Origin of the sequence: Cytobacillus sp. Bva_UNVM-123 (assembly GCF_046351715.2) — a bacterium.
In the GTDB taxonomy this organism is placed as follows: domain Bacteria; phylum Bacillota; class Bacilli; order Bacillales; family Cytobacillaceae; genus Cytobacillus.
In genome coordinates, this window is sequence record NZ_CM177772.1 from 3,817,406 (window position 1) to 3,830,520 (window position 13,115).

Annotated in this window: 14 protein-coding genes; 2 read left to right on the top strand and 12 right to left on the bottom strand. The window is 36.4% G+C overall.

The features are described from left to right. Positions 1-149: 149 nt before the first annotated feature. Both argH and KDN24_RS19625 read right to left on the bottom strand, forming a co-directional pair. Positions 150-1,529: an argininosuccinate lyase gene (gene argH / locus KDN24_RS19620; RefSeq protein WP_409972977.1), complete on the bottom strand. Its 1,380-nt coding sequence runs from the start codon at positions 1,527-1,529 to the stop codon at positions 150-152. Next, the gene (locus KDN24_RS19625; protein ID WP_409972978.1) at positions 1,526-2,734 is read right to left on the bottom strand and encodes an argininosuccinate synthase; all 1,209 of its coding nucleotides are present in this window, start codon (positions 2,732-2,734) and stop codon (positions 1,526-1,528) included. Before KDN24_RS19625 ends, argH begins: the two co-directional genes overlap by 4 nt. A gap of 201 nt (positions 2,735-2,935) precedes the next feature. On the opposite strand from KDN24_RS19625, the gene KDN24_RS19630 reads away from it, so the two are divergent. Beyond that, positions 2,936-3,250: a hypothetical protein gene (locus tag KDN24_RS19630; RefSeq protein WP_409972979.1), complete on the top strand. Its 315-nt coding sequence runs from the start codon at positions 2,936-2,938 to the stop codon at positions 3,248-3,250. Positions 3,251-3,551: 301 nt separating this feature from the next. Here KDN24_RS19630 and KDN24_RS19635 read toward each other — a convergent pair whose 3' ends face one another. The 9 genes from KDN24_RS19635 to sppA all read right to left on the bottom strand — a co-directional run bounded on the left by KDN24_RS19635 (position 3,552) and on the right by sppA (position 10,902). After that, positions 3,552-4,064: a MogA/MoaB family molybdenum cofactor biosynthesis protein gene (locus tag KDN24_RS19635; RefSeq protein ID WP_409972980.1), complete on the bottom strand. Its 513-nt coding sequence runs from the start codon at positions 4,062-4,064 to the stop codon at positions 3,552-3,554. Further along, on the bottom strand, positions 4,061-4,903 hold the full coding sequence (locus KDN24_RS19640) for an EcsC family protein (protein WP_409972981.1): 843 nt from the start codon (positions 4,901-4,903) through the stop codon (positions 4,061-4,063). Before KDN24_RS19640 ends, KDN24_RS19635 begins: the two co-directional genes overlap by 4 nt. A gap of 44 nt (positions 4,904-4,947) precedes the next feature. Then, positions 4,948-6,141 carry an acetate kinase gene (locus tag KDN24_RS19645; RefSeq protein WP_409972982.1) on the bottom strand — a complete coding sequence of 398 codons (1,194 nt, stop codon included), beginning with the start codon at positions 6,139-6,141 and terminating at the stop codon, positions 4,948-4,950. Positions 6,142-6,305: 164 nt separating this feature from the next. Continuing rightward, the gene (locus KDN24_RS19650; protein ID WP_409972983.1) at positions 6,306-7,289 is read right to left on the bottom strand and encodes a class I SAM-dependent methyltransferase; all 984 of its coding nucleotides are present in this window, start codon (positions 7,287-7,289) and stop codon (positions 6,306-6,308) included. Between the two features lie 185 nt (positions 7,290-7,474). Beyond that, on the bottom strand, positions 7,475-7,975 hold the full coding sequence (gene tpx, locus KDN24_RS19655; RefSeq protein WP_409972984.1) for a thiol peroxidase: 501 nt from the start codon (positions 7,973-7,975) through the stop codon (positions 7,475-7,477). A gap of 172 nt (positions 7,976-8,147) precedes the next feature. Continuing rightward, positions 8,148-8,618 carry a GerW family sporulation protein gene (gene ytfJ, locus KDN24_RS19660; protein WP_409972985.1) on the bottom strand — a complete coding sequence of 157 codons (471 nt, stop codon included), beginning with the start codon at positions 8,616-8,618 and terminating at the stop codon, positions 8,148-8,150. 19 nt (positions 8,619-8,637) lie between these two features. After that, a complete protein-coding gene (locus tag KDN24_RS19665; protein WP_491348124.1) occupies positions 8,638-9,333 on the bottom strand; it encodes a DUF2953 domain-containing protein in 696 nt (231 codons plus the stop codon). Positions 9,334-9,421: 88 nt separating this feature from the next. Next, positions 9,422-9,883, bottom strand: a complete 462-nt coding sequence (locus KDN24_RS19670) for an RDD family protein (RefSeq protein WP_409972987.1) — start codon at positions 9,881-9,883, stop codon at positions 9,422-9,424. A gap of 11 nt (positions 9,884-9,894) precedes the next feature. Beyond that, positions 9,895-10,902, bottom strand: a complete 1,008-nt coding sequence (gene sppA, locus KDN24_RS19675) for a signal peptide peptidase SppA (RefSeq protein ID WP_409972988.1) — start codon at positions 10,900-10,902, stop codon at positions 9,895-9,897. 196 nt (positions 10,903-11,098) lie between these two features. On the opposite strand from sppA, the gene KDN24_RS19680 reads away from it, so the two are divergent. Then, entirely contained in the window at positions 11,099-11,899 is an 801-nt protein-coding gene (locus KDN24_RS19680; RefSeq protein WP_409972989.1) for an NAD kinase, read from the top strand. Positions 11,900-11,975: 76 nt separating this feature from the next. On the opposite strand, the gene rarD is transcribed toward KDN24_RS19680, so the two are convergent. Continuing rightward, positions 11,976-12,908: an EamA family transporter RarD gene (rarD, locus tag KDN24_RS19685; RefSeq protein WP_409972990.1), complete on the bottom strand. Its 933-nt coding sequence runs from the start codon at positions 12,906-12,908 to the stop codon at positions 11,976-11,978. Between the last annotated feature and the right edge of the window lie 207 nt (positions 12,909-13,115).

Genomic DNA, 13,115 nt, shown 5'->3' on the forward strand with positions numbered 1-13,115 from the left:
ATCAGCTTTTATCAAAAAATGATTAGATATTATTATCTTTTAGAAAAGAAAACGAGGGAAGAAAACAAAATTGTTCTCTTCCCTCGTATCTATTTTATGAAAATTTTTCAAAGCCCTTTTCAAACAGCAACTTGCTTTATAAGCGAAATTTATTTATTCCCAAGCTTTTCCTTCGCCTTTTCAATCGCAATAATAATTTGCTCAAAGCCAGTCCCACCTGCACTATTACGTCTCTTAACTGCTGTAACAGGATCTAGTACTTCATAAATATCCTCTTCAAACAGCGGATGTGCTTCGACAAATTCTTCTAACGGCAAATCTGCTAAGAAGCAGCTTTTATTCACACATGTTAAGACAAGCTTTCCGACAATTTCATGAGCTTCTCTAAATGGGATTCCTTTATTCGATAAATAATCTGCGAGCTCTGTCGCATTAGAAAAGTCTGTTTTTGTTGCCTTTTCCATATAAGATGTATTCACGGTCATTGTCCGAATCATGCCAGCAAAGATTTTTAGGGAGCCTGTTACTGTTTTAACTGTATCAAACATGCCTTCTTTATCTTCCTGCATATCTTTATTATAGGCGAGCGGCAATCCTTTCAAAACAGTGAGGAGTCCCATTAAGTTCCCATACACTCGACCTGTTTTCCCTCGAATCAACTCTGCCATATCTGGATTTTTCTTTTGCGGCATGATACTGCTTCCTGTTGCAAAACTATCATCCAGTTCAATGAAACGGAATTCTTGGCTAGACCAAAGAATAAATTCTTCGCTTAATCGAGATAGGTGCATCATTAATAGCGAACTATTTGATAAGAATTCAATAATAAAGTCCCGATCACTAACAGCATCAAGACTGTTTTCATAAATCCCTTCAAACCCAAGTAATTCTGCGCTAAAATATCGATCAATTGGAAATGTTGTACCTGCTAATGCACCAGCACCTAACGGGGAAAGATTAATTCTTTTTATACTTTCAGAATAACGCTCTTTATCCCGCTCAAGCATCCAGAAGTAAGCCATTAAATGATGAGCAAATGAGATCGGCTGAGCCCGCTGAAGATGAGTATAGCCTGGCATAACCGTTTCAATATTTGCTTCCGCCTGCTCGATAAGTGCGTCTTGCATTTCTTCAATTAAATGGATAATGACTTGGACTTGCTTACGCAAAAATAAGTGCATATCAGTCGCAACTTGATCATTTCTACTTCTGGCTGTGTGAAGCTTACCACCAACAGGTCCAACAATGTCGGTCAAAAGGCTTTCTAAGTTTAAATGAATATCTTCTAATTTTACAGAGAAGGATAATTCCTCATTTTCAGCTTTTTCTTTCAGCTGTTCAAGCCCTTGTTTAATGTTATGTCCTTCCTCTTCGGTAATAATTCCACACTTCGCAAGCATCGTCACATGAGCGATGCTTCCTTCAATATCCTCCATCACTAATTCTTGATCAAAAGAAATGGAGGCGCCGAATTCATCTACCCATTCTTCTGCTGATTTCGTAAATCTGCCGCCCCATAGCTTTTTCAATTTGTCACCTTCTTGCCTTTTTGGACAATGCTTTGTACCTTTGTAGGTAAGCCCCACAGTTTAATAAAACCAACGGCTGCATTGTGATCAAACTCATCATCTGAAGTATAGGTTGCTAGTTTTTCGTCATATAAAGAATACGGAGATTTTCTACCTTCAATAATGGCATGTCCTTTGAAAAGCTTAACTCTTACTGTTCCTGTGACAAAAGTTTGTGTTTCTTGAAGGAATGCTGCTAATGCTTTTTGCAAAGGAGAGAACCAAAGTCCCTCATAGATCAGCTCAGCCATTTTCTTCTCAATAACCGGTTTAAAATGAGCAACTTCTTTCACTAAAGTTAAATCCTCAAGCTCTTTATGGGCTTTAATTAATGTCATTGCCCCTGGACATTCATATACTTCACGAGATTTAATTCCTACTAATCGGTTTTCAACATGATCAATACGGCCAACTCCATGCTTTCCAGCAAGTGCATTTAATTCTAAAATAAGCTCAGATAATGGATATTTCTTTCCATCAAGGCTCACTGGTACCCCTTTTTCAAAGTCAATTTCAACAATATCAGGTGTATTTGGTGCTTCTTCAAGACTAGCAGTCAACTCATAAGCCTCAGCAGGTGGCGCTGCCCAAGGATCTTCAAGAATTCCACATTCATTGCTTCTTCCCCATAAATTTTGATCAATGGAAAATGGTGAATCTAAATTAATTGGAATCGGAATATTCTTTTCCTTTGCATATTCGATTTCTTCTTCACGAGACCATTTCCATTCACGAACTGGAGCTAATACTTCAAGTTCCGGATTTAATGCTTGAATCGCGACTTCAAAGCGAACTTGGTCATTTCCCTTTCCTGTGCAACCATGAGCAACAGCAACTGCCCCTTCTTTTTCGGCAACTTCAACAAGTTTTTTGGCAATTAAAGGACGTGAAAGTGCCGAAACAAGTGGATAGACGCCTTCATATAATGTGTGAGCTTGTAAGGCAACTAATGCATAATCATTAGCAAACTCGTTCTTAGCATCTATGACATATGATTGAACTGCGCCAACAGACAAAGCTTTTTCCTGGATAAAATTCAAATCTTTTCCTTCTCCAACATCTAAACAGCAAGCTACTACTGCATAGCCTTGCTCCTCTAACCATTTAATAGCAACTGATGTATCTAAACCACCTGAATAGGCGAGAACTACTTTTGGTTTTGACATTTTAATATTTCCTCCTTAATTTACGAATAATTATTCATTAATGTTTGTTTTTATTCAATGATATTGTATAAGAATATCATATTTTTTATAGAAATCAATACTTTATTAGAAAAATGTAAAAAGAAAAAACGATTTATTCATGGAAGGAAGAGTCATATTCATGTAGAATAGAAGTAACATTTGCTATGGGGGATTTCATAAATGGTAGAACATTTTTCACATAATGATCGTCTCGGCATTTCCCTCCCAGCCTTTGATAAGGACTGGGATGATTATCCACAAAATATTCAACAAACCATTTTATTTCATTGGGAAAAAATTAGAGGTAGAATTCCTGATCGTATTGAGGAATTAGAAAATATGATTAATATGAAACAAGCACTGCTCAATAATGAAGCGAACTTTATTAAATCTTGTGAGCTAAACAGTGAAATTTCAGAGCTTGCTTCAATCATTAATGATCTATGGCTTTGGTATCGTACACATCAGGATGTTACGGAGAAAGTTCATTTATAATAAGAAAAGCGTAAGCGCCTTGGTCAGCGACGTATAAACTGGACTGACCTCGACTGAGATAAGGAAACACGACAAGTGAAACGAGTCGATGTTGACTTATCGTAGGGAGAGGGAGGGCAGGCTAAATCCGCCACGTCCTGTGGCAACGCCTGCACTAGCACGTCCTATGCGTTGGAAGTTTACTAGTCGCTAGGCGCTGGAGCTAGACACTCATCCAACTTCAAAGATTTTAATTCTGATATTATAAGAAAGACCGTTCCTCTCCTTTTTTTCGGAGAAACGGTCTTTTAAGCTACATAATTTATAAATCTTTCTTTAACTCTCCTACGATATGACCAAGCTCAGGTAGGATTAATTTATTCATCGCTAATTTGACTGCACCAGAAGAGCCCGGTGTAGAAAACACAGCTTTATTCTTAACAACTCCAGCAATCGCACGTGATAGAATGGCAGATGAGCCGATATCCTCTTGATAACTAAGCATGCGGAATAATTCTCCGAATCCACTAATTTCTTTGTCAAATAAATCTTTTACTGTTTCAATCGTAATATCGCGTAATGCAATTCCTGTTCCGCCATTTGTTAGTACGGCATCAATATTCGGATCATGGCATCCTTTTAATACTTCTAAACGAAGTGCCTCAGCTTCATCTTTGACAATTGTATAATCAACAATTAAGTGCCCTGCTGCTTCTAAAAGCTCAATCACAAGCTTTCCACTTTTATCCGTTTCTTTATCTCTCGTATCACTTACAGTAATAACCTTGCATGCTACTTGTCTAGGTGCCTGCTGTTTATGCTCCTTTACACTCACCCATAAAAGCCTCCTTTCTTATGCAAATATCTCATTTGATAATAGTGATGGGCAAACTCTGTTACTTTTCTTGTTAGCTGATAATTTGCCCCTGCACCGATCGCCATGCTAATGAAGGGAATGCCTTGAATTGATTTTTTTCGAAAAATAAAAATCGCCATCGCTTTAAATAGCTGTTTAATTGGTTGTTCCATCCAAGTAACATCCGCTAATTCTTCATTTCCTTCATAAAAATAATGCTCATTCACATCTTGAAGCTCATCCAACAAATCACTCCAAGCTTTGCCTTGCAAGCGAGGTGGGAGTGTTGCTGCATGAAATACTTTAAGTGAGCTCATCATCTCATAAGGTGTGTTAACCTCAATTCCATATGTCATGGCGATTAGCTGGACAGCTCTTAAATTAATCACTGCCATTGCTGGAAGATCAGCTCCGAGCATAAGTGTATGGCCAGTACCTGCCATTCCACCTTGAGCAAACGAGTATAATCGATGACGAGCAATTTGTTGCTGGGCTATGTATTGTAGCTGATCAATTGATAAGTTATGTAAATCCTCAATGCTGTCAATTTGAGTGGAAAATACTCGCCCTGCTGTTAAAATCCGTTCTTTCGCATCAAGCTGCAATTGGGAGCCTTGAATTAAGGCATGAAGATGGAATAACCAACTATCGAACGCTGCAAAGAATTGCTGTTGAATACGTTCAGGCAAAAGTGAAAATGAGTGTTCTAAATATTTTTCACATGTTAACTCAAGATCATTTGGCTCGTAACCGAATAGCTTACTTTCCCATTCCTGTATCTCGGCTAAAACTCTTTTTTCCCGTTCGGTCAATGCCATCCAATACTCCTCCATTCAATAACTGTTTATATTTTTAGGATGATTTAGTGTCCAGAAGACAATCGTACTACATCTCGTGCAATCATAACTTCCTCATTCGTTGGAATGATCATGATTTTCACAGGTGAGTGAGGGTAGTTAATAAAAATCTCTTTTCCGCTAATCTTATTGAGATCATGGTCAAAGTATACCCCCATGAACTGAAGACCTTTTAGGATGCGTTCACGCACGACCCTGCTGTTCTCTCCAATTCCGGCAGTAAATATAATTGCATCTACCCCATGCATTCTTGCTGCATAGGAGCCAATATATTTATGAATTTTGTTCGCAAACACTTCAAGCGCTAATTCTGCCCGCTCATTCCCTCTAGCAGCCTCCGTTTTTATATCACGCAGGTCACTTGAAAAGCCGGAGATCGCAAGCAGTCCGCTCTTTTTATTCAGAACATCCAATACTTCCTCAGCTGTTTTATTCGTTTTTTCCATGATGAATGGAATTAAGGCTGGGTCAATATTTCCCGAACGAGTCCCCATTGTAACACCTGCTAAAGGAGTAAATCCCATTGACGTATCAATCGATTTCCCACCTTTTATTGCCGCAATACTTGCTCCATTTCCAAGATGACATGTAATAAGCCTTAATTGCTCAATGGGACGACCAAGCATCTCAGCAGCGCGTTGTGAAACATATTTATGAGATGTACCGTGGAATCCATATTTACGAATCCCGTATTTTTTATAATATTCATACGGTAAACTGTACAAAAATGAGCTTTCTGGCATTGTCTGATGGAATGCAGTATCAAAAACAGCTACAGCAGGAACATTAGGCAATACTCGTTGGAAAGCCTTAATCCCTGTCATATTCGGTGGATTATGAAGTGGCGCCAATTCTGATAGCTCATCAATTTTTTTCAAAACATCATCTGTAATTAACACAGATTCATAAAAATATTCTCCTCCATGAACAACACGGTGGCCAGTCCCTTCTATTTCACGTAATGATTGAATAATTTCTAGTGATATAAGCTTTTCTAATAAAAGCGTAACGGCAATATCATGATTCGGGATATCAATGATTTCCTTAATTCTTTCACCATTTGCTTCTATATTGAATACCCCATCATTTAAACCTATACGTTCAATTAAACCTTTTGAAATAACTCTCTCACTTGGCATATCAAATAATTGAAATTTTAAAGAAGAACTGCCAGCATTAATTGCAATGATTTTTGCCATACACTGCTACCGCTCCTTTCCCTATCAATTTCAATTAAAACATTGTCTACAAAACTGTTCAAGAGGAGTTTCAATAGAAATATTGACATTACTGCAAATGTTGAAAAAGTAGACATTCCAAATGAGCACCGACAACTAACTGACAGACAAGCTAAGCTTTATTTTCACTTATTTTCTTTATACCATTCATCAATTTTTCGAAGAATCTTTTCTACTTCTGTCGTTTTTGATAGGCTCGGCATATTAACAAGCAGCACTTGCTTCGGCTGTTTTACACCTTCACCTTTCTTCTGAAGAATAAAAATACTTTTTGCTGCTTGTTCATTTTTGAATAAAGATAGTGGAAGCTGTAATACACCTTGGATATTCGCATATTTCATAATAAATTCATGAAGCTTCGAAGCTTGTTCACTTTCAAACAATCGATTCGGAATAATAAAAAACAAATAACCACCTGATTTTATATGTCTTATACTCTGCTCAATAAAAAGATGATGGGCATAAGTATGTTCCTTTTCAGCCTTAACCTCATAATCGGCTGCACGAACATCATTTGGATAATAGCCGACAGGCAAGTCTCCAATGACAACATCTACCTCATTGATAAACAACTGTTCAAGACTATCTTGATTGAAAAGTTGAATCGGATGCTGTTGTAAGTTGGCATTGACATAGCTAAGTTTTATTAAAATATCATCAATATCTATCCCAATTGCCTCAACAATTTTATTTTTTTGCTGATTAATCACAGTTGTTAAAAGATTTCCAGTTCCAACTGCTGGGTCAAGCAATCGAATGGTTTTCTCCTGAACAAATTTATCAACTAAATAACCAACAAGCATTCCTACTGCGTCTGGAGTCATTTGGTGGTTTGGCTGAACGATCTCTTTCATCCCTTTAAGGATGGAAAGCTGAAAGGATTTTCGGATATCTTCCTTTGAATAGTTGCCAATATGGATGGATTCATAGCTTTTTTTTATTCTTTTGACCGTTAATTCACTTAGCTCTTCTTGAAGAATTGTTTCCTGAAAAATATTCTCTCCCGTTTCAGCTAACGCTTCTAAGTATGTGCATAATAATTCTTCTTGAATAATAAGTGCCGTTTCATTAAAAACAGTAAATAACTCCTCGACTGGAGTAGTTTTCATTCACAATACTCCCCTTTCATTTCTATTGTCTCATTTTAACACTTTGATAAACTTTCTGTTAGCCAAGAAAAACCCCAGACAATCATCTGGGGTAAGTATCGTATAATTTTCTGTTCAGTCTTTTTCCGCTTCAGCTTTTTTTTGCCCAGCTTCAGCATTACTTTGTCCAGCTTCAGCATTACTTTTTACTTTGCTTGTTTTGCTGCTTCTACTGCTGCTTCGTAGTTTGGATGGTCTGTAGCTTCACTTACATATTCTACATATGTAACTGTATCGTTTGAATCAACAACAAAAACTGCACGTGCCAGTAAACGAAGTTCTTTAATCGCAACACCAAATGCTTCACCGAATGAAAGATCACGATGGTCTGAAACAGTTTGTACATTTTCAATGCCAGCTGCTGCACACCAGCGCTTCTGAGCAAAAGGAAGATCCACACTCACTGTAAGAATTTTTACATTATCTAATTTAGATGCTTCTTCATTAAAACGACGAGTTTGAGCATCACAAACACCTGTATCAATTGAAGGAACAACACTAATTAAGCGTACTTGACCTTTAGAATCAGCTAGCGTAACTTCTGATAAATCATTCGCTAAAACTTTAAAGTCAGGAGCTTTATCCCCAACCTTTACTTCATTTCCTAATAATGTCACTGCATTCCCTTTAAAAGTAATTTCCGCCATTTTTTCTTCCTCCTTAAACAATATATGTATAATGTAAATCATATCTTTTTAGCATTCTATTTGCAATTAATTACACTTCAGATTCTCATCCTAATTCATTCGTTCTAAACGTAAACTACCAACCAAGAAAAAAGTTAACCTCTCCTAATTAGGAAAAGTTAACTACTTTTAATCAAATATTTAAATCTGATTTTGGTCCATTATACTCGCCTTTGTTTTGATTTTGCTCATGATTCTTTTTATTAAACATATGCTGAATTTTGTCAACAGCTTGTGGTGCAAGATCCAGAATACGTTCATATAAATGGGTGCTTTCGTCAAGATGAATCATTTTAACTTCCTTAGAATTCACAATTAAAAATGCAAGAGGGGTAATCGAAACACCACCTCCACTTCCTCCACCAAACGGAAGACTGTTTGATTGTTGACTATTGCCTCCACCACCTCCGCCTCCACTTGATTGGCTATCAAGGTTGAATTCACTACCACCTGCAGCAAACCCGAAGCCGACTTTGGAAACTGTTAATATGACACTGCCATCTGGAGTTTCTACCGGATCTCCAATAATTGTGTTTACATCAATCATTTCTTTCAAATTTTCCATGGCTGTTGTCATTAGCCCTTGAATTGGATGATCTGACATTGGTTAAAGCCTCCACTTCTTATACTGATTTAGTTTTACTATTAGATAAGGTAGAAAGCGGTTTATTCCTAAACTTAGGCTTACCACCCTTCCAATATTTAATTATTTTTATTCCTGCTAACATAGCATGTCCGATTCGAAATTGAATCATACATGAAATGAACGTTTGTGAAATAGCTAACTGAAATTGAGGGGTAATCGTTATATTCGGAACGGTTTGCAATTTAAGAAAATGACTAATCATCCCTATAATTCCTCCCTTTATCGCCCAAAATGCTCCTGCAATCATTCCAGTATAAGCAGCATCATTCACCCCTACCGTCGTATGCCATTCTATTTTTTTTATGGCTACTTTTTTGAGAAACTTACGAACGATCAAATTAAAGGATATGATATGCACCAAAAGCTCCCCCATATCCCTAAAGCTATTAAGCAAGTCATCATAAGAAAATTGCTTCGTTTCTTTATTCATTGAACTTTCTTGATCTCTATCTGATTTTTTTTGTTTAACAACAATCGTAGGTGAATCATCATCAATTTTAATCAAGGGGAGTTCTATTTTGTATTTAATTAAGCCAAACCAAATTTTAAACTGTATTTTCAAATGATCGTCATCGTTATGATGTTGATATTGCAAATAGACTTTTACTTTCGTTATCAACAGAAGTAGAAAAAGCGCGAAAATGACTATGATAACAATGAACAACCATTTCAATTTCAGTCACAACCTTTCAGCCACAGTATTTCCCCGTAAAAAAAAAATAAACGTGTCAGACAATGAATTGCCTAACACGTTTTGTAAATTATTTCTCATGCACAACGGTTGTATCTGTAAACAGATCGTGTAATCCTTGTTTCTTCGGTAAAAATGCAACAACTATATATCCAACCCAAATAAATTTTGAAATAAATCGACCGATCCATTCTCTAAAAATTACAGTACCCCAAGATAGTGGCTTTCCTTCCAAATCGACAACCTTTAACCCAAATACCATCTTTCCTATTGTTTGTTTAAAAAATTTAGTCATCAAAATAAAATAAGCATAAAATGTGATGGCTGTTACAATTGAAATTGGAGCAAACATATGAGCTTCTATTAACGGAATTTTCAATAGCCGGAAAATCGGATTGATAATTAACCGATCCATACTTCCAATCACAATTAAATCGAGCAAATATGCCCAAAAGCGCATCCAAAAACCCGCGAATCTAACGGGAATATGATAACCGATCATTTCCTTTTCATTTGCTTCATTTATAGTCATTATCGCCCCTCCTATTCAGCATATAAATACATTAGACGTGGAGAATTAGGCTGTGATAATAACTTCATTAAACCAGCCATTTCAACATCAGGACTCAGCACCTTTTGAGCGCTCAACTTGAACATTGAGCCAAAGCCAAGGCTTTCAGTATACTTGACAACTTTAGCCCCTTCTAGCTTTTGGTCTTTTTTCAATGCTTTAATGACATCTTCCGTATAACCAAATCCATCAATTAAATTTAATTCCTTCGCTTGACGACCATCATACACCCTTCCGTCCGCAATTTCCTTTACTTTCGCTGCAGGAATTTTGCGTCCCTCTGATATGATTTTGACAAATCCTTCATAAGAATTATCAATCATCGATTGAAGAATTTTTCTTTCATCTTCTGTCATTTCACGAGTTGGACTCATAATATCTTTATAAGGTCCACTTTTAATTGTCACGAAATCCACGCCATATTTCTCAGCAAGACCAGCATAATTCATACTTTGCATGATGACACCAAGTGAACCTGTTAAAGTTTCCGGGCTGGCATAAATTTTGTCAGCAGGTGCGGAAATATAATAACCGCCTGAAGCAGCCATTGACCCCATTGAAATATAAACAGGCTTTTTCGTTTCTGATTGAATTTGTTTAATTTTGTCATGAATTTGAGCACTTTCTACAACCCCTCCACCTGGAGAGTTGACTTTAATAATTAATGCTTTTACAGTACTATCCTCTTTTACTTGTTCAAGCATTTGCATGAATTTTTGGTGATTATAGCCATCAGAGGAAAAGAGCGAGGTCGTTCCTCCAGTATCTTGAATGACTCCGTTGACATCAAGAACAGCGATTTTCTTCATTTCACTACCTGCTTCAATCACTTCTTCAGTAAAGCCCGAACTGCTTGCAAAAATATCTGTGAATGATGATTCTACATTTTTGAAAGCAAATGATGAAAGTAAATTCGTAATAACTGAAAAACCAAATAAAAATACCGCAATCGCTAATGCAGCCCAGCGTTTTCCGTTCATTGTGTTTCATCCTCCAAACAATCGTTTTTGACATAATTAAGTCATTTCTACTTAATCCCTCATTTTCTTTACGAGTTCATCTTTAAAAATGTTTCAAATACAAGTAAACTAAATTTGATAACATTATCATATCATACCAAATTATCAACTTTATGGAGATAGAATTTATTTCTTACTATCAAATGGGGGAATGTAAATGCCTGCTCGACGCAATATTTATTTTTATCATAAAAATGATGAGGAAATGATCGAAAAGGTTAAGCATCTTTATGAATTAGCAAGGCTTCATCAATTCACCATTGTTTCAGATTATAAAATGGCGAATGTGATTGTTAGTATTGGCGGAGATGGTACTTTTTTGCAAGCTGTTCGCAAGACAGGCTTCCGAGAGGATTGTCTATATGCAGGAATTTCAACAACGGGAAGTCTAAATCTTTACTGTGATTTTCATTTAGACGAAACAGATAAAATGGTTACCGCAATGACAAATGAACAAATTGAAGTAAGAAGATATCCAACGATCGAAGTGACGATTGATGATCAATCCTCCTTCCATTGTTTAAATGAATTCAGCATTCGCTCTGCCATTATCAAAACATTTTTACTTGATGTGTATATTGATGATCTCCACTTTGAAACATTCCGAGGAGATGGAATGGTTGTTGCAACACCAACTGGAAGTACAGCATATAATAAATCATTAAAAGGATCGATAGTTGACCCGCTTCTTCCTTGCTTACAAGTAAGTGAGATGGCTTCTTTAAATAATAATCGCTACCGTACACTAGGTTCTTCCTTTATTTTGAGCGGTGATAGAAAGCTAACTTTAGGTGTTGTTCAAGACGGAAATGATCACCCAACAATGGGAATGGATAATGAAGCTTTAAGCATTCAGCACGTAGAGAAAATTGATATTAAATTAAGTGAACGAAAAATCAAGACAGTTAAGCTTAAGGATAATTCCTTCTGGGAAAAAGTAAAAAGAACATTTTTATAACGAATCATTTTTACTGGAACATTTATGAAATGAAATTCGAGGGGCTGTCATCTTGGACAGCCCCTTTGCTCTTCCTCTATACGCCAATCCCCTTCTCTTTCTTCCGCTTCATCTCTAGACGATTAAACAGTTTTGTTTTCGAAATAGAATAAAGTGTAATTGCTGTCCAAATAAATAAAAAAGATAGTAAGTGAATGTTAGAGAAATGCTCATGATAAAGAAATACACCAAGAATTAATGTTAAAGTAGGCGCAATAAATTGCAAAAATCCAAGTGTTGCCATCGGTATTTTTTGTGCTCCTTTAGCAAAAAACAGAAGCGGAAGAGCAGTTGCCGCTCCAGAGCCAATTAAAAGTAAATCTGTTCCGATAGATAAGGATAAAAAGGCCAGGGTTCCTTTAGAAGCTAAAAATATCATATAAGCGAATGCTATTGGAGTTACAACAAGTGTTTCTAAAGTTAATCCAATAGTCGAATCAACCTTTACGAGTTTTTTCATTAATCCATACAATCCAAAAGAAAAAGCTAGTAAAAAAGCTATCCAAGGAAATTTCCCATATGAAACCGTAATAATCAATACACCGATTATTGCTAAAGCAAAGGAATAATATTGTGCAAGTGATAGTTTTTCCCGAAAGACAATCATGCCAAGTAAAACACTCACAAGTGGATTTATATAGTATCCTAAACTTGCTTCAATCAAATGGTTTGAATTAACAGCCCAAATATATAGAAACCAATTACCGCTAATTAATAGGGAAGCAATCAAGAGAGCAAATAGCTGTTTTTTATTCGTTCGAAAGCCTCTTAATGTTTGAGCAAACTCTCTCCATTTCCTAGAAAGAAGTAAGAGCATGATCATGAAAACAAAAGACCAAACAATCCTATTTGCTAATATTTCATCAGAACTTACATTTTGAAGCAACTTCCAATATATTGGCAATATCCCCCATATTAAATACGAAAAAGCCGCATAAAAAATCCCCATTTGATTTTCATTTTTTATCATGGTTAGCCTCGATTCTTTCTAGTCTAATGATTATTCGACCTGAAAGATTATCATACCATTTATTTTACGAAATATAATCATTGTTTGCCTGATAAAGTGAAACTTCAATCAGTGGGGGTTTTCCGACGCACATGACATGCCAGTGCAAACGTTGCAACAGGACGTTGCGTTCTTAGTCTGCCTTCATCCCCACTGATTGTTAATTGA

What these genes read in the sequence shown, in the direction of transcription:
- rarD (WP_409972990.1), bottom strand. Translation starts at nt 12,908, where the DNA reads ATGATAAAAAATGAAAATCAAATGGGGATTTTTTATGCGGCTTTTTCG.
- KDN24_RS19640 (WP_409972981.1), bottom strand. Translation starts at nt 4,903, where the DNA reads ATGGCATTGACCGAACGGGAAAAAAGAGTTTTAGCCGAGATACAGGAA.
- KDN24_RS19670 (WP_409972987.1), bottom strand. Translation starts at nt 9,883, where the DNA reads ATGACTATAAATGAAGCAAATGAAAAGGAAATGATCGGTTATCATATT.
- KDN24_RS19680 (WP_409972989.1), top strand. Translation starts at nt 11,099, where the DNA reads ATGCCTGCTCGACGCAATATTTATTTTTATCATAAAAATGATGAGGAA.
- KDN24_RS19645 (WP_409972982.1), bottom strand. Translation starts at nt 6,141, where the DNA reads ATGGCAAAAATCATTGCAATTAATGCTGGCAGTTCTTCTTTAAAATTT.
- KDN24_RS19630 (WP_409972979.1), top strand. Translation starts at nt 2,936, where the DNA reads ATGGTAGAACATTTTTCACATAATGATCGTCTCGGCATTTCCCTCCCA.
- ytfJ (WP_409972985.1), bottom strand. Translation starts at nt 8,618, where the DNA reads ATGTCAGATCATCCAATTCAAGGGCTAATGACAACAGCCATGGAAAAT.
- tpx (WP_409972984.1), bottom strand. Translation starts at nt 7,975, where the DNA reads ATGGCGGAAATTACTTTTAAAGGGAATGCAGTGACATTATTAGGAAAT.
- sppA (WP_409972988.1), bottom strand. Translation starts at nt 10,902, where the DNA reads ATGAACGGAAAACGCTGGGCTGCATTAGCGATTGCGGTATTTTTATTT.
- KDN24_RS19650 (WP_409972983.1), bottom strand. Translation starts at nt 7,289, where the DNA reads ATGAAAACTACTCCAGTCGAGGAGTTATTTACTGTTTTTAATGAAACG.
- KDN24_RS19625 (WP_409972978.1), bottom strand. Translation starts at nt 2,734, where the DNA reads ATGTCAAAACCAAAAGTAGTTCTCGCCTATTCAGGTGGTTTAGATACA.